This is a genomic window from Acidovorax sp. SUPP2825, from assembly GCF_030158995.1.
Lineage (GTDB): Bacteria > Pseudomonadota > Gammaproteobacteria > Burkholderiales > Burkholderiaceae_C > Paracidovorax.
On sequence record NZ_BQXK01000019.1, the window covers coordinates 45,896 to 68,882 of the forward strand.

General features: G+C 68.6%; 19 protein-coding genes. 5 read left to right on the top strand and 14 right to left on the bottom strand.

Going from position 1 to position 22,987, the window contains the following annotated elements; all coding sequences use genetic code 11:
- Window positions 1–64 precede the first annotated feature (64 nt).
- The 3 genes from AVAK2825_RS20050 to AVAK2825_RS20060 are packed head-to-tail and all read left to right on the top strand — an operon-like array spanning window position 65 to window position 1,823.
- Entirely contained in the window at window positions 65–448 is a 384-nt protein-coding gene (locus tag AVAK2825_RS20050; protein WP_272568718.1) for a COG4315 family predicted lipoprotein, read from the top strand.
- Window positions 449–475: 27 nt separating this feature from the next.
- Entirely contained in the window at window positions 476–991 is a 516-nt protein-coding gene (locus AVAK2825_RS20055; protein WP_272569669.1) for a sigma-70 family RNA polymerase sigma factor, read from the top strand.
- Between the two features lie 7 nt (window positions 992–998).
- The gene (locus AVAK2825_RS20060; RefSeq protein WP_284402207.1) at window positions 999–1,823 is read left to right on the top strand and encodes an anti-sigma factor family protein; all 825 of its coding nucleotides are present in this window, start codon (window positions 999–1,001) and stop codon (window positions 1,821–1,823) included.
- 9 nt (window positions 1,824–1,832) lie between these two features.
- Here AVAK2825_RS20060 and AVAK2825_RS20065 read toward each other — a convergent pair whose 3' ends face one another.
- On the bottom strand, window positions 1,833–2,936 hold the full coding sequence (locus AVAK2825_RS20065; protein WP_284402209.1) for an enoyl-CoA hydratase/isomerase family protein: 1,104 nt from the start codon (window positions 2,934–2,936) through the stop codon (window positions 1,833–1,835).
- Window positions 2,937–3,175: 239 nt separating this feature from the next.
- Here AVAK2825_RS20065 and AVAK2825_RS20070 point away from each other — a divergent pair, with 239 nt between their 5' ends.
- A complete protein-coding gene (locus tag AVAK2825_RS20070; RefSeq protein ID WP_284402216.1) occupies window positions 3,176–4,900 on the top strand; it encodes an ABC transporter ATP-binding protein/permease in 1,725 nt (574 codons plus the stop codon).
- A gap of 104 nt (window positions 4,901–5,004) precedes the next feature.
- Here AVAK2825_RS20070 and typA read toward each other — a convergent pair whose 3' ends face one another.
- The 9 genes from typA to AVAK2825_RS20115 form a co-directional block, all read right to left on the bottom strand.
- The gene (typA, locus tag AVAK2825_RS20075) at window positions 5,005–6,825 is read right to left on the bottom strand and encodes a translational GTPase TypA (RefSeq protein ID WP_272568713.1); all 1,821 of its coding nucleotides are present in this window, start codon (window positions 6,823–6,825) and stop codon (window positions 5,005–5,007) included.
- The gene (truB, locus tag AVAK2825_RS20080; RefSeq protein ID WP_284402219.1) at window positions 6,822–7,811 is read right to left on the bottom strand and encodes a tRNA pseudouridine(55) synthase TruB; all 990 of its coding nucleotides are present in this window, start codon (window positions 7,809–7,811) and stop codon (window positions 6,822–6,824) included. Before truB ends, typA begins: the two co-directional genes overlap by 4 nt.
- Before the next feature lie 89 nt (window positions 7,812–7,900).
- Entirely contained in the window at window positions 7,901–8,272 is a 372-nt protein-coding gene (rbfA, locus tag AVAK2825_RS20085; RefSeq protein ID WP_272568711.1) for a 30S ribosome-binding factor RbfA, read from the bottom strand.
- Between the two features lie 15 nt (window positions 8,273–8,287).
- Window positions 8,288–11,137 carry a translation initiation factor IF-2 gene (gene infB / locus AVAK2825_RS20090; protein ID WP_284402220.1) on the bottom strand — a complete coding sequence of 950 codons (2,850 nt, stop codon included), beginning with the start codon at window positions 11,135–11,137 and terminating at the stop codon, window positions 8,288–8,290.
- Between the two features lie 23 nt (window positions 11,138–11,160).
- A complete protein-coding gene (gene nusA / locus AVAK2825_RS20095) occupies window positions 11,161–12,645 on the bottom strand; it encodes a transcription termination factor NusA (RefSeq protein ID WP_272568708.1) in 1,485 nt (494 codons plus the stop codon).
- A gap of 76 nt (window positions 12,646–12,721) precedes the next feature.
- A complete protein-coding gene (rimP, locus tag AVAK2825_RS20100; RefSeq protein WP_284402221.1) occupies window positions 12,722–13,312 on the bottom strand; it encodes a ribosome maturation factor RimP in 591 nt (196 codons plus the stop codon).
- Between the two features lie 252 nt (window positions 13,313–13,564).
- Window positions 13,565–13,945, bottom strand: coding sequence for a thioredoxin family protein (locus AVAK2825_RS20105; RefSeq protein ID WP_284402223.1), 381 nt, complete (start codon window positions 13,943–13,945; stop codon window positions 13,565–13,567).
- Window positions 13,946–13,962: 17 nt separating this feature from the next.
- Entirely contained in the window at window positions 13,963–15,246 is a 1,284-nt protein-coding gene (locus tag AVAK2825_RS20110; RefSeq protein WP_284402225.1) for a c-type cytochrome, read from the bottom strand.
- Complete coding sequence (locus AVAK2825_RS20115) at window positions 15,243–15,941, bottom strand: c-type cytochrome (protein WP_349817185.1); 699 nt, start codon at window positions 15,939–15,941, stop codon at window positions 15,243–15,245. Before AVAK2825_RS20115 ends, AVAK2825_RS20110 begins: the two co-directional genes overlap by 4 nt.
- 236 nt (window positions 15,942–16,177) lie before the next feature.
- Here AVAK2825_RS20115 and AVAK2825_RS20120 point away from each other — a divergent pair, with 236 nt between their 5' ends.
- On the top strand, window positions 16,178–17,638 hold the full coding sequence (locus tag AVAK2825_RS20120; RefSeq protein ID WP_284402227.1) for an aminotransferase-like domain-containing protein: 1,461 nt from the start codon (window positions 16,178–16,180) through the stop codon (window positions 17,636–17,638).
- A 78-nt stretch (window positions 17,639–17,716) separates the two neighbouring features.
- On the opposite strand, the gene AVAK2825_RS20125 is transcribed toward AVAK2825_RS20120, so the two are convergent.
- From AVAK2825_RS20125 to AVAK2825_RS20140, 4 genes are all read right to left on the bottom strand, one after another.
- Entirely contained in the window at window positions 17,717–19,810 is a 2,094-nt protein-coding gene (locus tag AVAK2825_RS20125; protein WP_284402265.1) for an alpha/beta hydrolase domain-containing protein, read from the bottom strand.
- A gap of 186 nt (window positions 19,811–19,996) precedes the next feature.
- The gene (locus AVAK2825_RS20130; protein ID WP_284402229.1) at window positions 19,997–21,037 is read right to left on the bottom strand and encodes a Bug family tripartite tricarboxylate transporter substrate binding protein; all 1,041 of its coding nucleotides are present in this window, start codon (window positions 21,035–21,037) and stop codon (window positions 19,997–19,999) included.
- An 80-nt stretch (window positions 21,038–21,117) separates the two neighbouring features.
- A complete protein-coding gene (locus AVAK2825_RS20135) occupies window positions 21,118–21,552 on the bottom strand; it encodes an AtuA-related protein (RefSeq protein WP_284402231.1) in 435 nt (144 codons plus the stop codon).
- 23 nt (window positions 21,553–21,575) lie between these two features.
- A complete protein-coding gene (locus AVAK2825_RS20140; RefSeq protein ID WP_284402233.1) occupies window positions 21,576–22,928 on the bottom strand; it encodes an acyclic terpene utilization AtuA family protein in 1,353 nt (450 codons plus the stop codon).
- Window positions 22,929–22,987 lie beyond the last annotated feature (59 nt).

Consider the following 22,987-nt stretch of genomic DNA (forward strand, 5'->3'; position numbering starts at 1 on the left):
CGGTGTTCATCCAGGTGCAGGGCCGCATTTCGCGTCGCCCGCACCTGATCGACTGGAGACACCCATGATCCGCATCGCTTCCTCCGTGGCCACCGCCGCCTTTGCACTGGCGCTGGCCGGCTGCTCTTCCATGATGACGGCGCCGGCTGGCGTCCAGGCCAAGGACGGCGCACTGACCGGCCCCAACGGCATGACCCTCTACACCTTCGACCGCGATGCGACGGGCAGCGGCAAATCGGTCTGCAACGGCCCCTGCGCCACCAACTGGCCGCCGCTGATGGCCGGCAACGCCACCCCGACCGGCGACTACAGCGTGGTGCGCCGCGATGACGGCAGCAGCCAGCTGGCCTACAAGGGCAAGCCGCTGTACTACTGGGCCAAGGACGCCAAGCCAGGCGATCGCACCGGCGACGGCGTCAACCAGGTCTGGCACACCGCCAAGCCCTGATCCGGGACCGGCCCAGCGCCCGCCCCCATGGACCGGATCGTCGAGCACCTGCCCAGCCTGCGCCGCTATGCGCGGGCCCTGACCGGCAATGCCTGGGCCGCGGACGATCTGGTACAGGACACCCTGGAGCGCGCGTGCCGCAAGTGGCTGCTCTGGCGGTCGGGCAGCGATCTGCGGGCTTGGCTGTTCACCCTGATGCACCACCTGTACCTGAACCAGCAGCGCTCGGCTTCGGCCCTGCCGCTGCTGGACATCGAGGCCGTGCAGGACAGCCTTCAGGCCCCCGCACCCGCATCGGACGACGCCATCGACCTCGATCGCTGCCTGCAGCGCCTGCCCTCCGACCAGCGCGCGGTGCTGCTGCTGGTCACGCTCGAAGACATGGACTACGCGCAGACAGCCCGCGTGCTGCAGATCCCCGTCGGCACGGTGATGTCGCGCCTGTCCCGCGCCCGGGCACGGCTGCGCGAACTGATGCACGCGCCCGCCACGGCGCGCCCGGCGCCCGGTGACGCCCCGCCCGCGCTGCGCCGCATGAAGTGAGGACCCCATGGCCTCCCACGACGACACCCCCATTTCCGAGGACGCATTGCACGCCCTGACCGACGGGCGGCTTTCGGCCGCGCAAGCCGAGGCCTTGCGCGCCCGCCTCGCCCGCGATGCCGAGACCCAGGCCACCGCAGCGGCATGGCAGGCCCAGCGCGCGCAATTGCAGGCCCTGCACGCCGCCTGGGACACGGCGCCGATGCCGGACAGCCTGCGCCGCACGGCCGACCGCCTGGAGGCCGTGCGGGAGCGCGAGGCCCGCTGGTGGCGCCTGGGCGGCATGGCCGCCTCGCTGCTCCTCGCCTTCGGCCTAGGCTGGACCGTGCACGGGCAATGGCCCACCGACCACCGCGGCCAAGCCGCCGGCCGCATGGCCGATGCCTCACCCGCCGTCGCCCGCCGATTCGCACAACAGGCCTCCGTGGCGCACGCGGTGTACCAGCCGGAGCAGCGGCACCCCGTGGAGGTGGCCGCCGCCCAGCAGGAGCATCTGGTGCAGTGGCTGTCCAAGCGGCTCGGGCGGCCGCTCAGGATTCCCGTGCTGGCGGGCCAGGGGTACGAGCTGGTGGGCGGGCGGCTGCTGCCGGGTGACACGGGCGCACGGGCCCAGTTCATGTACCAGAACGCCGCCGGAGAGCGCGTCACCCTGTACCTCGGCGCCTTGGCGGCGGGCCAGCCCGGTGCGGCCGACACGGCCTTCCGCTTCGATGCGGACGGCCCGGTGCCCTGCTTTTACTGGACGGATGGCGGCTTCGGCTACGCGCTCAGCGGTGCCCTGCCGCGCGCCGCCCTGCTGGGGCTTGCGACGGCGGTGCATCCGCAGTTGTGATGGCCGCGCTCAGCGCAGCGCGGCCAGCGGATGGGCATGGGCCGGCCACGGGCTCTCGAAGAACGGTGCCACCATCTCCGGCGTCACGTCCTCGATGCGCGCCGGGCTCCAGCGCGGCGTGTGGTCCTTGTCCACCGCCAGGGCCCGGATGCCTTCGACCGTTTCGCTCTGGCCGGGGCGCAGGAAAAAACAGTGGCGCACCATGTCGCGCTCCATGCGCAGATCGGCGGCCAAGTCCATGCCGCGGGCGCGGCGGATCTGCTCCAGCACCACGAGCAGCATGAGCGGCGAGCGCTTGCGCAAGGTGGCTGCCGCAGCGCGGGCCCAGTCGGTGCCTGCGGCCTCCAGGGCCGCCATGATGGCCTGGACGCTGTCCAACGCGAAATATCGATCGATTTCGGCCGATGCCCTAGTACTCATTGACTCTTGTGCTACAAATTTAGTAGCGATCGATGCCTGCACCGCCGCTGCGTCGGTGAAGGACTCCGTGCCCAGCGCATCCCAGACCGCCGCCTGCCGATCGGACGGCAGGCATCCGTCGGCCAAGCCCAGCGCCACCGCATCGCCTGCACCGATGGTGTCGCCCGTCAGGCCCAGCCATTCCCCGGCGTGGCCCGGGCAACGCGACAGGAAGTAGCCGCCCCCCACGTCCGGAAACAGGCCGATGGCCGTCTCGGGCATGGCCATGTTCGTGCGCTCGGTCACGATGCGCAGGCTGGCCCCCTGGCTGATGCCCATGCCGCCGCCCATCACGATGCCGTCCATGAACGCGATGTAGGGCTTGCCGTAGTGGTGGATCAGGTGGTTGAGCGCGTATTCCTCGGTGAAGAAATCCTCCAGCCTCGGATCGCCCTGGCTGCCCGCCTGGTGCAGAAAGCGGATGTCGCCGCCCGCACAGAAGGCGCCGAACGGGCCTTCCTTGTTGCTGCCGCGAATGGCCACCGCCAGGATGCGCTCGTCGTCCTGCCATGCCAGCAGGGTCTCCATGAGCGCGCGCACCATGTCCAGCGACAGCGCATTCAGTGCCCTGGGGCGGTTGAGGGTGATGAACCCCACCTGCCCGCGCACCTGGGCCAACACCTCTGCGGCCGCTGCCGTCGTCGTCTCCGTCATCGCTGTTCCTTTTTTCAATCGGTTCACGGTCTGAAAGGCCCGCTCGCACGCTGGCGGCCGGCCCGGGCGGAATCTTAGGGCCTGTGGCCCGCAGCGAATGTCAGGCGGTGGACAGGTGCCGGCACCACGCACGCAACAGCGCACGCAGCGGCGCACGGGATCGCGTTTAAGGCCCGGCTAAGCCAGCCGCCCGGCGCGCGCGGCACACTGGCCATCCCCCCACGACGATCGCGCCCTCGATGCCCCATCCCCCACTTGCCAAGACGTCCGCCTGGTCGCTGATCCGCCCCTACTGGTTCTCGCAGGAGCGCTGGCCCGCGCGGGGCCTGCTGGCACTGATCGTGGCGATGAACCTGGGCATCGTGTACATCAACGTGCGCATCAACGCCTGGAGCGCGGACTTCTTCAACGCCCTGGAGGCACGGGACACTGCCCGTTTCGGGCCCCTGCTGCTGCTGTTCACCGGGCTGGCGCTGGCCTACATCGTCCTGGCCGTGTATGCGCTGTACTTCAAGCAGATGCTGGGCTTTCGCTGGCGCCGGTGGCTCACGACCGACTACCTGCAGCGGTGGCTGCACGGCAACGCGTTCTACCGCATCGAGCGCGACCGGCTGGCCGACAACCCGGACCAGCGCATCGCCGATGACCTCAGCAGCCTGGCGACCACCACCCTCGCATTGACGCTGGACCTGCTGTCCACGGTGGTCACCCTCGGTTCGTTCGTTGTCATCCTCTGGTCGGTGGGCGGGCCGCTGCTGGTGCATGTGGCGGGCTACAGCGCCACCATTCCGGGCTACATGGTCTGGGCCGCTGCGGCCTATGCCCTGGTGGGCTCGGTCGCCATGCAGGCCTTCGGCCACCGCCTCGTGGCCGTGAACTACCGCCAGCAGCAGGTGGAGGCGCACTTCCGTTTCGGCCTGGTACGGGTGCGCGAAAACGCGGAGCCCATTGCGCTGTACGACGGCGCACGGGCCGAAGCCGCCCACTCCGCCACCCTGTTCGGCCGCATCCAGGACAACTGGCGGATGGTGATGCGCTATACCAAGCGCCTCACGCTGGTGAACTCGCTGTACGCGCAGGTGGCCGTGGTGCTGCCGCTCGCGCTGGCGGCGCCGCGGTACTTCGCGGGCGCCTACAGCTTCGGGGTGCTGATGCAGATCAGCCGGGCCTTCGACACGGTGAGCGGGGCGATGTCCTGGTTCATCAACAGCTACGGCACGCTGGCGGAATGGCGCGCCACGGTGAACCGGCTGGCCGAGCTGCGCGACGTGCTCGCCACCGTGCCTGCCACGCCGTCCGAAGGAATTCAGTGGCGAGCCGGGGACGGCTCCGTGCTGGCGACGCACGGCCTGCAACTGGCCCTGCCCGGTGGCGCGGCACTGCTTAACGTGCCGGACCTGCGCATCGCACCCGGCGAGCGCTGGCTGTTGCGCGGCCCCTCCGGGGCGGGCAAGAGCACCCTGCTGCGTGCGCTGGCGGGCTTGTGGGACTTCGGCAGCGGCACCATCGAGCGGCCGCGCGCGCGGATGCTCTTCGTGCCCCAGCGCAGCTACCTGCCGATGGGGAGCCTGGCCGATGCGCTCGCCTACCCGGACACGGCCGGCGAACACCCCGAAGCGCAGGTGCGCGAGGCACTTCAGGCGGTGGGCCTTGCGCCGTTCAGCGGCCTGCTCGGCGAGGTGGCGCCCTGGGCCCAGCGCCTGTCGCCCGGCGAGCAGCAGCGCCTGGCCTTCGCGCGCGTGCTGCTGCAGCAACCTGAATGGCTGCTGCTGGACGAGGCCACCAGCGCGCTGGACCCGGCGGCCGAGCGCATGCTCTACACGCTGCTGGCCGAGCGCCTGCCTGCCGCCACGGTCATCAGCGTGGGCCACCGGGACGCGCTGGCCGACTTCCATGCGCGCGAATGCGTGCTGGCGCCGAGTCACGCACAACAGGCGATCGCCTCCTCTACCCTGCCCGCCTGAGCGCTGGGGCACCGCAGGAAGAGCAACGAGAAAAAGAAAAAGGCACCTTGTGGTGCCTTTCTCGAAGCCAGCGAAGGGGATCGAATCCCCCTCACACTCACCGATCAGCGGCCAGCGCGCTTGCGCTCGTTTTCCGTCAGGAAGCGCTTGCGCAGGCGCACGCTCTTGGGCGTGATCTCGACCAGTTCGTCGTCCTCGATGAACTCCACGCCGTATTCCAGCGTGAGGTCGATCGGGGGCGTGATCTTGATCGCGTCTTCCTTGCCGGAGACGCGGAAGTTGGTCAGCTGCTTGGTGCGCGTAGCGTTCACGATCAGGTCGTTGTCGCGGCTGTGGATGCCGACGATCATGCCTTCGTACACCGGATCGTTCGCCTTCACGAACATGCGGCCGCGGTCGTCCAGCTTGCCCAGGGCGTAGGTGAAGATTTCACCGTCGTCCATGGAGATCAGCACGCCGTTCTTGCGGCCGCCGATGGCGCCCTTGTGCGGTTCGTAGCTGTCGAAGATGTTGGAGATCAGGCCCGAGCCGCGCGTCAGGTTCAGGAATTCGTTGGTGAAACCGATCAGGCCACGGGCCGGAATACGGTACTCCAGGCGCACGCGGCCACGGCCGTCCGACTCCATGTTCACCAGCTCGCCCTTGCGCTCGCCCAGGGCCTGCATCACGCCGCCCTGGTGGGTTTCTTCGATGTCGGCCGTCACCAGCTCGATCGGCTCGTGCTTTTCGCCGTTGATGTCGCGGAACACCACGCGCGGCTTGGACACGGCCAGTTCATAGCCTTCGCGGCGCATGTTTTCCAGCAGGATGGTCAAGTGCAGTTCGCCACGGCCCATCACCTCGAAGATGCCTTCTTCGTCGGTTTCCTTCACGCGCAGGGCCACGTTGTGCTGCAGCTCCTTTTGCAGGCGGTCCCAGATCTGGCGGCTGGTCACGAACTTGCCTTCGCGGCCGGCCAGGGGCGAGGTGTTCACGCAGAAGTTCATGGTCAGCGTGGGCTCGTCCACCTTGAGCATGGGCAGCGGTGCGGGGTTGGAGGGGTCGGTCACGGTCACGCCGATGCCGATGTCCTCGATGCCGTTGATCAGCACGATGTCGCCCGGGCCGGCCAGGGGCGTCTGCATGCGGTCCAGGCCCTGGAAGGTCAGCACCTGGTTGATGCGGCCCTTGACGCTCTTGCCCTCGGGGCCTTCCATCACCAGCACGTCCTGGCCGGGCTTCACGGTGCCCTGGCTGATGCGGCCCACGCCGATGCGGCCCACGAAGGTGGAGAAATCGAGCGCCGAGATCTGCAGCTGCAGCGGAGCGGTCGGGTCACCCGAGTTCGGGGGCACGTGCTTGAGGATGGTGTTGAACAGGGCCGACATATCGGGGCCCCACTGCTCGCCGGGAGCGCCTTCTTCCAGCGAGGACCAGCCATTGATGCCCGAGGCATACACCACGGGGAAGTCGAGCTGCTCGTCGGTCGCGCCCAGCTTGTCGAACAGGTCGAACGCGGCGTTCACCACCTTGTCGGGGTTGGCACCGGGCTTGTCCACCTTGTTCACGACCAGGATCGGGCGCAGGCCCAGGGCCAGGGCCTTCTTGGTCACGAAACGCGTCTGGGGCATGGGGCCCTCTTGCGCGTCGATCAGCAGCACCACGCTGTCCACCATGGACAGGGCACGTTCCACTTCGCCACCGAAGTCCGCGTGGCCCGGGGTGTCGACGATGTTGATGTGCGTGCCTTCCCAGCTCACGGCGCAGTTCTTGGCCAGGATGGTGATGCCCCGCTCTTTTTCGATGGCGTTGTTGTCCATCACGGTATCGACGACCTTTTCGTGGTCGGCGAAGGTGCCGGACTGGCGCAGCAGTTGGTCGACCATGGTGGTTTTGCCGTGGTCAACGTGCGCGATGATGGCGATATTGCGGATTTGTTTGCTCATAGTGCTTCCAATATGCCGCGCTCTACCTGCGGCGTGCTTTCTAGAATCTGTTGAATTTCCAAGGGGCTCAGGAGCCGGTCGGGCACCAGTTCACCCGCAGTGGTGTGGCCCACGCCCAGCAGGGCATGGGGATCGTCTCCGAAGACCGCGACCGCGGGCGCATCGGGCCAGGGGCCGCGGCGGCGCACGCCGGACAGGAACCGCCCGGCATTCTCGCTGTCCAGCGTGACACGCACATGCTGTGCCAGCAGGATCTCGGCGGGGTGCACGCAGGCCATGCGCTCCCCCTCGTCCATCGCCTCCAGCGCGGCGAGCGTGACGCAGCGCTCCACGCCCAGCCCGCCGGTGTCGATGCGCCGCAGGAACGTGAGGTGCGCGCCGCAACCGAGCGCGGCACCGATGTCCTCGCCCAGCGTGCGGATGTAGGTGCCCTTGCTGCAGGTCACTATTATTTTGATAGCAGAACGCCCTAGTACTTCTTGCACTGGAGCCAGTTTCAATGCATGGATGACCACGTCGCGCGCCTCGCGCTCCACGGCAATGCCGGCGCGTGCGTACTCGTACAGCGCCTTGCCGTCTTTCTTGAGCGCGCTGTGCATGGGCGGCACCTGGCGGATCGGTCCCGTGAACTGGCGTTGCACCTCGGCCAGGCGCTCAGGCGTGAGTTGCGCCGGATCGACCGCGCGCTGCGCCAGCACCTGGCCCTCGGCGTCGCCGGTGGTGGTCGTCGTCCCCAACAGGGCGATGGCCTCGTAGGTCTTGGGGGCGTCCAGCTGCAGCTGGCTGAACTTGGTCGCCGCGCCGAAGCACAGCGGCAGCACGCCCGTGGCGAGGGGATCGAGCGTGCCGGTGTGGCCCGCCTTCTCCGCCCGCAGCAGCCACTTGGCCTTCTGCAGGGCATCGTTGCTCGACAGGCCCAGCGGTTTATCGAGCAGCAACACACCGTGCACCGGACGCCGCTGAATGCGGGTGCGCGGCGCGCGCACAGCACCGCCACGCGGCCCGTTCGCTGCGTGCAAATCGCTGCCCCCCAAGGGGGCACTCGCTCCCTGGGGCGGCCCGTCGGTATGCATGCTCAGTCTTCTTGGGCGCGCGAAGAAACCGCCTTGGCGATCAAGGCGTTCATGTCGGCCGCACGCTCGGTGGTGCGGTCGAACACGAAGTGCAGCGTGGGCACGGTGTGGATGTGCAGGCGCTTGAACAGGCCGTTGCGCAGGAAGCCCGCGGCCTGGTTCAGCGCCACCTGCGTGGCTTCGGGGTCACCGATCAGCACGCTGAAGAAGACCTTGGCATGCGCGTAGTCGGGAGTCACCTCCACGGCCTGCAGCGTCACCATGCCCACGCGCGGATCTTTCAATTCGCGCGCGATCAGTTCCGTCAGATCGCGCTGGATCTGATCGGCGACCTTGAAGCCGCGGTTGGGGGTGGAGGATTTCTTCGCAGCCATGTCGAGCCCCGGGCCTTACAGCGTCCGCGCGATTTCCTTGATGTCGAAGAACTCCAGCTGATCACCTTCTTTGATGTCGTTGTAGTTCTTGAGCTTGATACCGCACTCGAAGCCTTCCTTGACTTCCTTGACATCGTCCTTGAGGCGCTTGACCGAGTCGACTTCGCCCGTGTAGACCACCACGTTGTCGCGCAGCAGGCGGAAGCGTGCGTTGCGATGGACCATGCCCGAGGTGATGTACGAACCGGCAATCGTGCCGATCTTCGTGGCCACGAACACCGTGCGGATTTCGGCCGTGCCGATGACTTCCTCGCGCTGCTCGGGGGCCAGCATGCCGGACATGGCGACCTTCAGCTCGTCCACGGCGTCATAGATGATGCTGTAGTAGTGCAGGTCGACGCCGTTGCTCTCGGCCGTCTTGCGCGCGCCGGCATCGGCACGCACGTTGAAGCCGATCACGATGGCCTTGGAGGCGATCGCCAGGTTGATGTCGGACTCGCTGATACCGCCCACGCCCGCATACACGAGCTGGACCTTGATCTCGTCCGTGGACAGCTTGAGCAGCGACTGCGACAGCGCTTCCTGCGAACCCTGCACGTCGGCCTTGACGATGATGGGCAGGTACTTGACCTCGCCCGCCGTCATGTCGGCGAACATGTTCTCCAGCTTGGCGGCTTGCTGCTTGGCCAGCTTGGTGTTGCGGAACTTGCCGGCGCGGTAGGTGGCGATTTCGCGGGCCCGGCGTTCGTCGCCCAGCACCATGAATTCGTCGCCGGCCTGCGGCACTTCCGTCAGGCCCTGGATTTCCACCGGGATCGACGGGCCGGCCGATTTGGCGACCTTGCCGTTTTCGTCCAGCATGGCGCGCACGCGGCCGTAGGTCTGGCCTGCCAGCACCACGTCGCCGACCTTCAGCGTACCGGACTGCACCAGCACCGTGGCCACGGGGCCGCGACCCTTGTCCAGCTCGGCTTCGATCACGAGGCCCTTGGCCATCGCATCGACCGGGGCACGCAGTTCCAGCACTTCGGCCTGCAGCAGCACCTGCTCCAGCAGGTCGTCGATGCCCATACCGGTCTTGGAGGACACGGGCACGAAAGGCGAATCGCCGCCGTACTCTTCGGGCACGACCTGCTCGGCCACCAGTTCCTGCTTGACGCGGTCGGGGTTGGCATCGGGCTTGTCGGACTTGGTGATCGCGACCACCATGGGCACACCGGCCGCCTTCGCGTGCTTGATGGCTTCCTTGGTCTGTGGCATGACGCCGTCGTCGGCCGCCACCACCAGGATGACGATGTCGGTGGCCTGCGCACCGCGGGCCCGCATGGCGGTGAATGCCTCGTGGCCCGGGGTGTCCAGGAACGAGATCATGCCGCGCGGCGTTTCCACGTGGTAGGCACCGATGTGCTGCGTGATGCCGCCGGCTTCGCCCGCGGCCACCTTGGCACGGCGGATGTAATCCAGCAGCGAGGTCTTGCCGTGGTCCACGTGGCCCATGACGGTAACCACCGGAGCGCGCCAGACCGATTCGGCCTGGGCACCCGCCACGTCGTCGTTGGTGAAGGCTTCCGGATCGTCCAGCGCCGCCACCACGGCCTTGTGGCCCATTTCTTCCACCACGATCATGGCGGTGTCCTGGTCCAGCGGCTGGTTGATGGTGACCATCTGGCCCATCTTCATCAGCGCCTTGATGACTTCGGACGCCTTGATCGACATCTTGTGCGCGAGCTCGGACACCGTGATGGTTTCGGGCACGTGCACTTCGATGATGCGGGCTTCCACCGGAGCGGATTGCTGGTGATGGTGGTCGTCGCGCTCGTTGCGGCGGCCACGGGGACCCCCGCGCCAGTTGTTGCGACCCACGCCGCCGCTGCTGTCGCCGCGCGTCTTGATTTCCTTCTTCTTGGCAGGATCGCCGGCCCAGCTGGACGACAGCTTGGCGGACTTGACCTCCTTGTTGCCGCCGGCGGGCGTGGCCGGTGCACGGGCACCCGGCGCAGCGGCCGGCTTGTGCAGCGTGCCCTTCTTGGCATCGGCACCGGCGGGCTTGGCGGCCGCGGGAGCCGGCTTGGGCTCCTCGGGCTTCTTGGCCACTAGCACCTTCTTGGGCGCAGCCATCATGGCGCGGATCGCCTCGGCTTCGGCCAGGGCCTTGCGGCGGCGTTCGTCCAGATCGACGGCGCGCGCGGTTTCCTCGGCCGCACGGGCCTTGGATTCCTCTTCGGCCTTGGCGCGGGCTTCAGCCTGGGCGGCCTGGCGTGCACTGGCTTCCGCAGCCTGCTCGCGTGAGGCCTCCTGCTTTTCCGCCTGCATCTGGGCCTTGCGGCTTTGCTCCTGCGCGGCGTAGGCAGCGGCACGCTCTTCGGCTTCGCGCTCGCGCTGTTCGCGGGCTTCCCGCTCGCGGCGCTTTTCGTTCAGCTCGGCTTCCTGGTGGCCGATCAGCTCGGCCTGGCGGCGCGCTTCTTCTTCGCGGCGCACGAGGTCCTGCGATTCCGGAGACATCACGGTTTCCGCGGCTTCGGCAGCCTCGTCGGAGCCGGCGTCGGAGGCGCCCTCGCCCCCTTCGTCGCGCTTGATGAAAGTGCGCTTCTTGCGCACTTCCACCTGGATCGTGCGCGCCTTGCCAGTGGCATCGGCCTGCTTGATCTCGCTGGTGGATTTTTTCGTCAAGGTGATCTTCTTGCGATCGGCCGAGGCAGTGCCGTGGCTGGCCTGCAGGAAGGCCAGCAGCTTTTGCTTGTCCGTTTCGGTCAAGGCATCGGTCGGGGCGGCCTTGGCCACCCCGGCAGACTTGAGCTGGTCGAGCAGGGTTTCTGGCGATTTCTTGAGTTCAGTGGCGAACTCGGCGACTGTGTTACTGGACATATTTGGTTCGTACCTCCCCTGACCTACTCTTGCCCCGCGAACCAATGTTCGCGCGCCTTCATGATCAAGGCTTTGGCATCTTCTTCAGACTGGCCGGTCAGGGCGGTCAGTTCGTCAAGGCCTAAGTCGGCCAGATCATCCCGGGTGTTCACGCCGCCTTCGGCGAGCTTGCCGATCAACTCGGGCGTGAGGCCCTCGAGATCGCGCAGGTTCTGCGAAACGCCGTCCACGCTTTCTTCTCGGGCAATTTCCATGGTGAGCAGCGCATCCTTGGCGCGGGCACGCAGCTCGTTCACGGTTTCTTCGTCGAAGCTTTCGATCTCCAGCATTTCCTGCAGCGGCACGTAGGCCACCTCTTCGAGGCTGGCGAAGCCTTCCTCGATCAGGATGTTGGCGATTTCCTCGTCCACATCGAGCTTTTCCATGAACAGCTTGCGGGCCGTGTCGGTCTCGTTGGCCTGCTTTTGCGCACTTTCAGCCGCGTCCATGATGTTGATCTTCCAGCCCGTCAGGTCGGAAGCCAGGCGCACATTCTGGCCACCGCGGCCGATGGCGATGGCGAGATTTTCCTCGTCCACCACCACGTCCATGGCGTGTTTCTCTTCGTCCACCACGATGGACGACACGTTGGCCGGCGCCAGCGCGCCGATCACGAACTGGGCGGGGTCTTCCGACCACAGCACGATGTCCACCCGCTCGCCGGCCAGCTCGTTGGTGACGGCGTTGACACGCGTGCCACGCACGCCCACGCAGGTGCCGATGGGGTCGACGCGCTTGTCGTGCGACAGCACCGCGATCTTGGCGCGGCTGCCGGCATCGCGAGCGCAGCTCTTGATCTCCAGCAGGCCCTGCTCGATCTCGGGCACTTCGTTGCGGAACAGCTCGATCATGAACTCGGGCGCCGAGCGCGAGAGGATGATGGGCGCGCCGCGCAGCGTCAGGTCCACTTCCATGATCATGGCGCGCACCCGGTCGCCATTGCGAAGGTTTTCCTTGGGGATCATCTCGGAGCGGCGCAGGCGGCCTTCCACCCGGCCCGACTCGACGATGATGTCGCCCTTGTCCATGCGCTTGACGGTGCCGGTGAAGATCTTTTCGCCGCGCGACATGAAGTCGTTGAGCAGCATCTCGCGCTCGGCGTCGCGGATCTTCTGCAGGATGACCTGCTTGGCAGCCATCGCGCCGATGCGGCCGATGGGCACCGAATCAACACCCTCTTCGATGAATTCACCCACTTCGATGTCGGCGATGCGCTCGCGGGCATCCATCAGCAGCTCTTCGGCTTCGGGGTTCTGCAGACCGGCGTCGTCGGGCACGACGAGCCAGCGACGGAAAGTCTCGTAGTTGCCGCTGTCACGGTCGATGGCGACACGAATGTCCACTTCGCCTTGGTACAGCTTCTTCGTGGCCTGGGCAAGGGCCAATTCGACGGCGCCAAAGACCACATCGCGTTCCACGTTCTTCTCACGCGAAATGGCTTCGACCAACATCAACAGTTCGCGATTCATGCGACGACTCTCCTATTTTTCAATCTCTTGAAGGCCGCCGCGCCGCGCGCGCCAACCTTTGTATTCGTTCGGTGTGTCAGGCCTGGACCGGCCCGTCTTTGGATCCCCGCCCCTTGAAATCGACGATGGACGCCAGGCGCGCATCGCGCAGTTCGTCCAGCGTGAAACCCAGCGCTTGCAGCGGCGCCGGTACCCGTTTCTTGCTGACCCGCTGGCCAGGCTTCACGGGCGGCTCTTCGCTCCAGACGACCTGCCATCCACCGGCTTCGGTACGCTCCAGCGTGCCGCGGAATTTCTTGCGGTTGGCATTGACCTGACCGCCGCCAGCCTCGCCGATGGGCGCCTTGAGCGTGAGGTCCACCATGTGCCCGGTGAAACGGATGAAATCCTGCTCGTGGCGCAGAGGGCGATCGATGCCGGGCGAGGAGATCTCCAGCCGCTTGTACTCGACGCCATCCACTTCCAGCGCGAACTGCAGTTGCCGCGTGACCTTTTCGCAGTCTTCCACGGTGACGAACTGCTCGGGCAGCACGGGCTCGCCCTCCACGGGCGCCTGCCAGGGCAAATCGATGGTGATGCGCAGCAGGCCGCCGGCGGAGCGCTCGATCTCCACCAGGTCATAGCCCAGCCCGGTCACGGTTTGTCCAACGATCTGCTGCAATGCCACGTGTTGTTCTGTTCAGTATCCAGAAGTACAAAAAACCCGATAACCACCTAGGACCTTCCAGGGCAGCTTCGAGCTCCAAAAGCGAACGGCCAAAAAAAACGGGCGGTAGGTACCCGCCCGTTTGGTCGTGAAGACGCAATTGTAGCCTGTCGCGCGCCGCTTTGCAAAGGCGGCGGCATGCAATTTGCATTGGCGCCACAGGCGTCCCGGCCGGCCCTGCGGCGAGCGGGCAAAAAACCCGGTGGGTCTCCACTATCCACGGGCCACGCGCACCCGTTCGATCAGCGCCTGGGCCTGTGGATCCCGCCCTGCCGGAGGCTGGGATGCCAGGCTGTCGAGCAACCGCGAAAGCACTCCGGACTGGGGCAACAGCGGGCCGAGAAAGCGCGCGCCGGCCGGATCGGCGATGAGCAAAGTCGGAAAAGTTTCCACGTCCAGATCGCCGGCCAGGTCTTCCTCGTCTTCGATGTCCACCCACACGAAGCGGGCCTGCGGATGGGCTTGCGCCACGGTGTCGAACACCGCCCGGTATTCGCGGCACGCGCCGCACCAGCCGGCGCACAGGCAGACGACCCACCAGCCGGCGGTCGCGCTTGAGAGGGAGGTGTCGGGAGAGGCGGCCGGTGCGTGCATGGAAGAAAGGATGGGGCTCAGGGATGGCGCCCCTCGCGGGCGCGGTAGATGTCCATCGTACCCACACTGGCCGCCCGGTTGCCCCAGGCGTTGCGAACATAGGTCGACACCGCCGCCACATCGTCGTCGCCCAGCACGTGCCGGAACGGCGGCATGCCGTAGGGGCGCGGGTTGCCGGCCGTGGTGGGCGGGTAGCCGCCCAGGAGCACCATGCGCACCAGATTGGTCGGGTTTTCCATGGTCACGGCGCGGTTGCCCGCCAGTGCGGGAAAGGCCCCTGGCCGACCCTCGCCGCGGTCTCCGTGGCATTGCGCGCATTGCTGCGCATACACGGTGGCACCCCGCTCCATGGCCGAAGCGGACGGGGGTGCCACTGCCGGTGCCGGGCGTTCGTGTGCGGGCAGCGCGCGCAGGTAGACCGCCATCGCGCCCAGGTCGGCATCGTTCAGGTACTGGGTGCTGCGGAACACCACCTCGGCCATGGGCCCTGTGACCGACCCGCGCGGCGCCACGCCGGTGCGCAGCAGCGCCACCACGTCTTCCTGCGGCCAGCCGGCCACACCCGCCTCGGCGGCGTCGTTGAGGGCCGGGGCATACCAGTTCTGCACTGGGATGAGCCCGCCGCGGAACGCCTGCGATTCGCTCGTCGCGCCGAAGGCGTTGCGCGGGCTGTGGCAGGCCGCACAGTGGCCCAGCCCCTGCACGAGGTAGGCCCCCCGGTTCCACTCGGCCGACTGCTGCGGATCGGGCGCCAGCGTGCCGGGCCGGAAGAACAGCGCGCGCCAGCCGGCCAGCGCCGCCTGCGTGCTGAACGGGAACGCCAGCGCATGGGGCGTGTTGGGCCGCTGCACGGCCGGCAGGCTGCGCAGGTAGGCGTAGATCGCGTCGGAATCCTCGCGCGTGACGTGGGTGTAGTTGGGGTAGGGAAACGCGGGGTACAGCAGCCGGCCGTCCCGAGACCGGCCGTGGTGCATCGCGCGCCAGAACTCCGCCGCTGTCCAGTGCCCCAGGCCGGTTTCGGCGTCGGGCGTGAGGTTGCTGGCGAACACCACGCCGAACGGCGTCTCCACGCCCCGGCCTCCGGCGAACGGCGCCCCGCCCTGCGCGGTGTGGCACGACATGCAATTGCCCGCACGCGCCAGGTATTCGCCGCGCTGCACGGCCTGCGGCGCGGGCTGGGCCAGGGGCACGTCCTGCGGCGGCAAGGGCGCTTCGCCGCGCAGGTTCAGGAACGCCACCACGGCGCACGCCAAGGCGCCCAGCAGCACCAGGCCGGCCAGCCCTTTCAGCGCGCGCTTCATTGCAAGCCCCCCGATGCGCCCGTGCCGGCGGCGGCCACGCCGCCGCAGGGCATCGGCAGTCGGCCGGGCAAGGCCGCGGCAGGCCGTGCATCGGCGGGCACGGCCTGTGCGGACAGCCAGGCAGTGACCGCGCTCACGTCTTCGGGTGCCAGTTGCCGGGCCACGTGGGCCATGCAGTCGGGCGCCTGGGCGCGCCGCTGGCCGGTCTGCCAGGCGCCGATCTGGCTGTTGAGGTAGTCGCGCGGCAATCCCAGCAGGCCCGGAATCGCCGGTGCCACGCCGGTCATGGCGGCCCCATGGCACTGCACGCAGGCCGGAATGCCCAGCGCCGCATCCCCCTGGCGCACCAGCGTGCGTCCGCGCTCCAGGGCCGCAGGAGTCGCCTGGGTCGGGGGCGGCGGCGCGTAGGGCAGGTCCAGCGCGGCGAAATGCGCGGCGATCTCGCGCAGGTAGTCGTCGGTCATGTGCTCCAGCAGGTAGGCCATCTGCGGGTAGCTGCGGCGGCCGTCCCGAAAATTGAGCAGCTGGTGGTAGAGGTAGCCCGCCGGCTTGCCGGCGATGCGCGGAAAGTAGCCCTCCTGGGTGGCGCGCCCTTCCCGGCCGTGGCAGGCGGTGCAGGCCAGCACGCGGTCGCCCAGGGCAGGAGCGGCCGGCCCGTCGGCAGGGGCCGCCGCGGCGGCCGGCCCCGCCGCCATCAGCAGCGCAAGCAGCGACACAAGGGCGGGCCAAGCCAGGCGTCCGGCCCGGCGTGCGGTTTCATTCATGGGGGATCCGTTCGGACGTGGGAATGCAGCGGGTCTGCCATGGTGCGACTCTACGCACCCCGTGCAAAACAGTACAGATTCAGTTTGCCGCTAAAAATACGGATCAGTTGCATGCCGTCCACGCCGCCACGGTCCATCCACCACCCCTCCCCGGTCCGCTCCCGTCCATGAAACGCTACGAACGCCACGCCGACGCCCTTGCCCAGTTGATCCACAGCGGCGCCCTGCGCGCGGGCGACCGCATGCCCTCGGTGCGGGAAACCAGCCGGGCCCGGGGCATCAGCCCATCGACCGTGTTCGCGGCCTACGACCTGCTGGAAGCGCAGGGCCTGGTGCATGCGCGGCCGCGCTCGGGCTACTACGTGAGCCACCGGCAGCCGTCCGCCACGGACCGCGTCCCGGCCGAGCCCCAGCCTTCTGCGCCGAACGACGGCTCGCGCGGCGTGGAGATCAGCGACTTGGTGTTCGACGTGCTGGGATCGGCGCGCGAGCCGCACCTTGTGCCGCTCGGGTCGGCTTTTCCGGGCCCTGAGCTCTTTCCGCTGGTGCGGCTGGCGCGCTGCCTGTCCAGCGGCATGCGCCGGCTGGACCCGGCCGCCATCGTGCAGAACCTGGCGCCGGGCGACGAGCGGTTGCGCCAGCAGATCGCGCTGCGCTACGGCCTGCACGGCATGGCGGTGGATGCGGCCGAGATCGTGACCACCAACGGCGCGATGGAGGCGCTCAACCTGTGCCTGGAGGCCATCACGCAGCCGGGCGACATCGTGGTGCTGGAGTCGCCCACCTTCTACGCGGCGCTGCAGGCGCTGGAGCGGCTTCGGCTGCGCGCGGTGGAGATCACCACCCACCCGCGCGAAGGCATCGACCTGGGCGCCCTGGAACGCGCGCTGCGCGCGCACCCCGTCAAGGCCTGCTGGCTAATGCCCACGTTCCAGAACCCGCTGGGCAGCACCCTGCCCGAGGAGCGCAAGGAGGCTCTGGTGGCGCTGCTGGCCCGCCACGGCGTTCCGCTGATCGAGGACGACGTGTACGGCGAGCTGCACTTCGCCCCGCGCCGCCCGCCGCCGGCCAAGGCCTTCGACACCGGGGGCCAGGTGCTGCACTGCAGTTCGTTCAGCAAATGCCTGGCGCCCGGCTACCGCGTGGGCTGGGTGGCCGCGGGCCGCTTCGCCGGCGCGGTGCAGCGGTTGAAGCTGATGACCACGCTCTCGACCGCCACGCCGTCGCAGCAGGCGCTGTCGGAATACCTGGACCAGGGCGGCTACGACCGGCACCTGCGCCAGTTGCGCGGCACGCTGGCGCGCCAGCAGGTGCGCGCACGGGCTCTGATCGCCGAGCACTTTCCGCCGGGCACGCGCGTGTCGCGGCCGGACGGCGGGTATTTCCTGTGGGTGGAGCTGCCCCAGTCCGTGGATGCACTGGCCCTGCACCGCGCGGCGCTGGGCCGGGGCATCAGCCTGGCACCGGGGCACCTCTTTTCCACCGACCGGCGCTTCTCGCACTGCGTGCGCATCAACTGCGGCCACCCGGCCGCGGCGCGCTTCGACGAGGCCCTGCGCACCGTGGGCGCGCTGGCCGGCGGGCTGTGCCGAGATGGACCCACCGGCGCCGCCACCGATTGCTATTAAATCAATAGCAATGGAGGCAATGATGACTAGGGCATCGGCACTTTTTCTTTCAAACTACCGCCCCGCCATCCTTCCGCGTCAGGGAAGCACGGAAGACGCCCTGGCCTTGGCCACCAGCGCATCGGCATCGCGCCGCAGCAGCAGGCGCCCGGCCACCAGTGCATCGGCCGCCTGGGTGACCGCGGCCACGTAGCCGGCCTGCGTGCCGTACAGCTCTTCCAGCGAAGGCCGCGCATCGCCCGCCGCCAGCCGCGCGGCGCGCGTCTTGTGGAAGGGAATGAAGCTGCCGGTGAGGTTGGACAGGTCGGTGATGCCCGGCGTGGCCACGTAGTTGAACTCGATGCTCGTGCCCAGCGGGGCGCGCGCTTCCACGCTCTGAATGCCGGCGCGGGCCAGCCCGGTAGACGGGTCCACCTGCGGCACCAGGATGGCGTAGTCGCGGCCCACGGCGCGCGGCGGCTGCAGCGTGGCGATGCCGGACTCGTCCTGCGGCACGTACTGCGGCCCGAAGTCCAGCAGCGAGAAGCCGTTGTAGCGCGCCAGGTAGTCGAACGCCGGGATGGCGGTCGGCGTGCCGCCCACGCTCCAAGTCAATCCCCGCATGGCCGGATACACGAGCTTCGCGGGCGGCACCAGCGTGCCGTCGGCCACCTTGGGCACCTGGCTGGCTGGCGGCTCGGTGCCGCGCACCACCCAGTCTTCCAGCGCGATGAACAGCGCGCGGAAGGTGTCGGTGAAGTGCACCACCGTGCCGGCCGGGTAGACATTGCGCGTGGGCGCGTAGCTGATGCTTTCGGTGCCGCCCGTGCCGCCGTGCTGCGTGCTGGCGTAGTAGTAGATGCGCGCATTGGCGGGCTGGGCGAGGTCGCGCAGGCCGTTGGCATCCGTCAGCACCGGCGAGCCCTGCAGCTGCCAGAACTCGGTGCCCGACAGGCCCAGGAAGAACTTCGGGCAGGTGTCGGTGGCCGCGCAGCGCTTCATCACGCCGCCTTGCCGGCCGCTCACCTCGTCGCTGTAGTCCTTGTCCAGCCCGCGCGGCGCCGTCTGGCCGAAGGCCGTGTGGTCGGTGCGCAGCCCGCCGCCGCCGCCCGGCACGGCAAAGCGCGTGTTGATGTGGGTCTGGCGCGCGGCCACGTGGGCGAACATGCCGTCGAACACCTTGCCGCCGCGCAGCGACTGGTTGAAGCCAAGGTGCAGGAAGGTCTTCATCGCATTGCCCGACTGCGAGGTGCCCTGCCCCAGCGTGGACTGGATGCGGCCGGCGACCGGGTTGGCCCGGCCGTCGGCATCGGCCGCCGCGCTGCGGAAAAAGCTCACCGTGTCGCGCAGCGCCGCCAGGCCCACGCCCATGACCTTGGGGTCTTTCGCCACATAGATCAGCTCGTACAGGTACTGCGGATCGAAGCCACCCTGCAGGCACACGCTGGCCGGGTTGGGCGTGCCCGGAAACGGGTTGGCGGCCGCATCGCAGGTGGCGAACTTCCACTGGCCCGAGGGCACGGGCTCGCGCGCATCCGTCTCGTTGCGCCGGCGGGTGAGCGAATAGCCGGGTTGGGTGTTGTCCAGGCTGGCGGGCTCGTACGGGATCATGGTGCCGTTGAACACGCCGCCCGGCAGCGCCATGGCAGCCACGGAGGCCGTGGGCACGAGTTCGGCGCGGTACGGGCCGGTGATGGTGCTGCCGTCCTGGTTCCGGGCCACGGGCACCGTCACGGTCAGGCGAGCGGGCGTGCTCTTGGGCACATCGCCCTGCCAAGCCGAATACAGCATCACGTAGCCCCGCTCGAAGTACACCGCATCGCCCGGCGTCGCGGCCGGGTTGGGCTGCGTGAGGATGTTGCCGCGGTTGGGTGCGTCGTAGCGCAGCACGCCGCTGGCGCGGGCCATGTCCTTGGGCTTGAGCATCACGAAGTCGGCGCTGTACTCCACCATGCCGCGCGCATTGACGGGGGCCAGCTGCAGGTCCTGGATCACCGCATTGCGCGGGTCGGCGGGATCGACCTCGCCGCGCAGGGTGCCGGTCAGTTTCTCGTAGGCGCCCACGCTGCCGTAGGTGCCCGCGACGTCCTCGGTGGCCGTGATGGACAGGCGCATCTGCGGGGCGGAGGCCGCGGGCGGGGAATCGCTGCCGCCGCAGGCGGCCAGCAGCGCTGCGGCCAGCACGGGCGCCATGGCGCGCAGCCGGGGGCGAACCAGCGGGTAAATCGCGAAGGACGGGAATGTCATGGTCTTGTCTCCGGAAGGTTCTTGGGTGTTGTCGTCGGTGCAGGGCAAGGCTGTGCCCACCCCGCCGTGCGCTGCGGCGGGGACGTGCGCGTCTTCAGGGCGCGGCCCGATGGGCCGTGAGGGGGCGAGAACCTATTCGGGCTGGATGCCCGCGGCCTTGATGACCTGGCCCCATTTCTGGGTCTCGGCGGCCTGGAACTTCGCGAGTTCGTCGGAGGTGGTGGTCCAGGCCTCGGAGCCCGCCATGTCGTAGAACGACTGGGCCGCCGCGCTCTTGGTGGCCTGACCGAGCAGTTCGTTGAGCCGCGCCACCACGGGGGCCGGCGTGCCCGCCGGCACATAGGCGGCGAACCAGTACCCCATGTCGTAGCCCTTCACGCCGGCCTCCTCGATGGTGGGCACGTCGGGCAGTTGCGCACCGCGCTTTTTCGTCGAATAGCCCAGCGCGCGCAGCTTGCCGGCCTTGATCTGAGGCACGCCCGTGGAGGTGTCGGTGATCATCAGATCGATCTGCCCGCCTAGCAGGTCGGTGATGGCCAGGGGGTTGCTCTTGTAGGGCACGTGCAGGATGTCCACGCCGGCCAGTTGCTTGAGCATCTCCCCCGCGACGCGGCTGGACGAACTGCCGCTGCCGAAGCTGAGCTTGCCCGGGCTCTTCTTGGCCGCCGCGATCAGCTCGCCCACGTTCTTGTAGGGCGCCGCGGCGTTCACCACCAGCACCTGGCCGCCCTTGCCCAGGCCGGTGACCGGCACGAAATCCTTCACCGGGTCATAGGACAGCTTTTTGTACAGGTGCTCGTTGGCGGCGTGCGTGGTGTTGGTGGTGATGAGCACCGTGTAGCCGTCCGGCGCGGCCTTGGCCACGGCCTGCGCGGCGATCATGCCGCTGGCTCCGGCCTTGTTGTCGACCACCACTGCCTGCTTGGTGTCGGTGGTCACGGACTGGCCGATGGCGCGCGCGAGCTGGTCGGTGGCGCTGCCCGCCGCGAACGGCACAACGAAGGTGATGGGCTTGGACGGATAGGCCGGGGCCTGGGCAGCGGCCGGCCCGGCCACCGCCAGGCCCAGAACCGCCGCCACGGTGGCGACGAGCGCATGGCGGCGCGAGGCATGCCGGTGCGAGACATGCCGGTGCGGCTCGGGGCGAGGCTGGGGTTGGAAAAAGGGGTTCATGTCGTCTCCTGTGTGGTTATGGAAAAAGCGATGCAGGACCGCGGGCCCGGCGCATGGCCGGCTGCGGCATTCGAAAGGCGTCACCCGGGCGGACCCGCCAGGTGTTCAACGAGCGCGGCAGGCACCTCGACGGGCAGGTCGAGCAGCAGGAACGACAGCGCCTTGCCGTGGCTGTCGAGGTTGAGCGCATCGTTCACGCCGCCGTCCAGCACGTCGTCAATGACGAAGTTCATGGCGTGCAGGTTCGGCAGCAGGTAGCGCGCAACGCGGCTGGGCCGGCGCAGCGCGAACTGGCGCGCCACGGCAGCCTCGGTGACCTGCGCGATCAGCACCTCCCACAGTGCGGGATGCCAGGCGATCACGCTGATGTTGGAGCGGTTGCCTTTGTCGCCCGTGCGGCTGTGCGCGAGGCGGTACAGGGGCACGGTCAAGGGCGCGGCGGTGGCGGCAGCGGAGGCCGAAGCGGAAGATGGCGCGGCGGCCGATGCAGGGATCGAAGGGGTGGCGGTGGTCATGGCGGGTTCCTCGGGGCTCAGCATCAATCCAGCATCACGTGGCCCACGGCCACGGACTCGCGCGGCACCAGGCACGACACCGTGCCCAGGCGTGGTCGCATCGCGGTGCGCACGCCGCCGCCGCCCGCCGGGCCGCAGCAGTACAGGGCCGTCACCTCACGCACCAGGCGCTGGGCGCTGGAGTGCTCCCGGTGCTGCAACGCCACGCGCAGGCGCACATCGCGGGCATCGCCGGCCGCAGCCGCGTCCCGCCAGTGCCCGGCGTCGTCGCCGAACACGCTGGTCACCCCGATCAGGTCGATGCGCAGCGGCGCGACGCCGGCCAGGCGCTCGCGCAGGACCTCGCCCGCCAGCCGCGCGCGCGCTTCGGCTCGCGCTCCGGCATAGGAAATCTCGCCCTCGGCGAACCAGCCGGATTCGAAGCACACATTCACCTTGAGCGACGGTGGCCGCGCATGGCCGCTCACCCCTTCCAGCCGCACACGGTCGGTGCCGGCCGGCAGCACGCGCGCGGTGGTGATGTCGGCCACCACATCGGGCGTGAGGTAAGCGGCCGGGTCGTGCAGTTCGTACAGCAGCTGCTCCTTCACCGTGCGCTCGTCGATGCGCCCGCCTGTGCCCGCGGGCTTGGCGATGGTGCAGTGGCCATCGGCGTCGATCTCGGCGATGGGGTAGCCCAGTTGCGCCATGCCCGGCACGTCCTTGTAGCCCGGGTCGGCGAAATACCCGCCGGTGACCTGCGAGCCGCATTCCAGCAGATGCCCGGCCATGGTGGCGCGCGCCAGCCGGTCCCAGTCGTCCGAGGCCCAGCCGAAGTGCGCCAGGGCCGGCCCCAGCACCAGCGAGGGGTCCGCCACGCGGCCGCACACCACGATGTCGGCGCCTGCGCGCAGCGCGTCGGCGATCGGCTGCGCGCCGATGTACGCATTGGCGCTCACGATGGGGTCGGTGGGCAGGGCTGCGCCCAGCGCCTGGGCCAGCACGGCACGGTGCCCGTCCCCACTCAGGTCGTCGCCCTGCACCACGGCGATGCGGGGGCGGCGCGCGCCCAGCGCTTGGGCCAATTGCTGGATGCGGTGCGCGGCACCCAGCGGATTGGCCGCGCCGAAATTGCTCACGATGCGAATGCCGTGCTGCAGGCACTGCGCCAGCACGGGGCGCAGCAGGTCGTCGAGCAGCGGCTCGTAGCCGGCGTCCGGGTTGGCGCGCCGGGCCAGTTGGGCCAGGGCCAGGGTGCGCTCGGCCAGGGTTTCGAAAATCAGTACCGCGGGCTGGCCGCTGGCGATGAGGGCCTGCACCACGGGGGCGGCGGCATCGGTGCGGTCGCCCGAGAAGCCGGCGGCGCAGCCGACCAGCAGGTTTTTTGGGGGGGCCATGGTTGTCTCCTGCCGGCCAATGTAGGCCCCGCGCGTTATTCTGTGAAATAGATAATCAG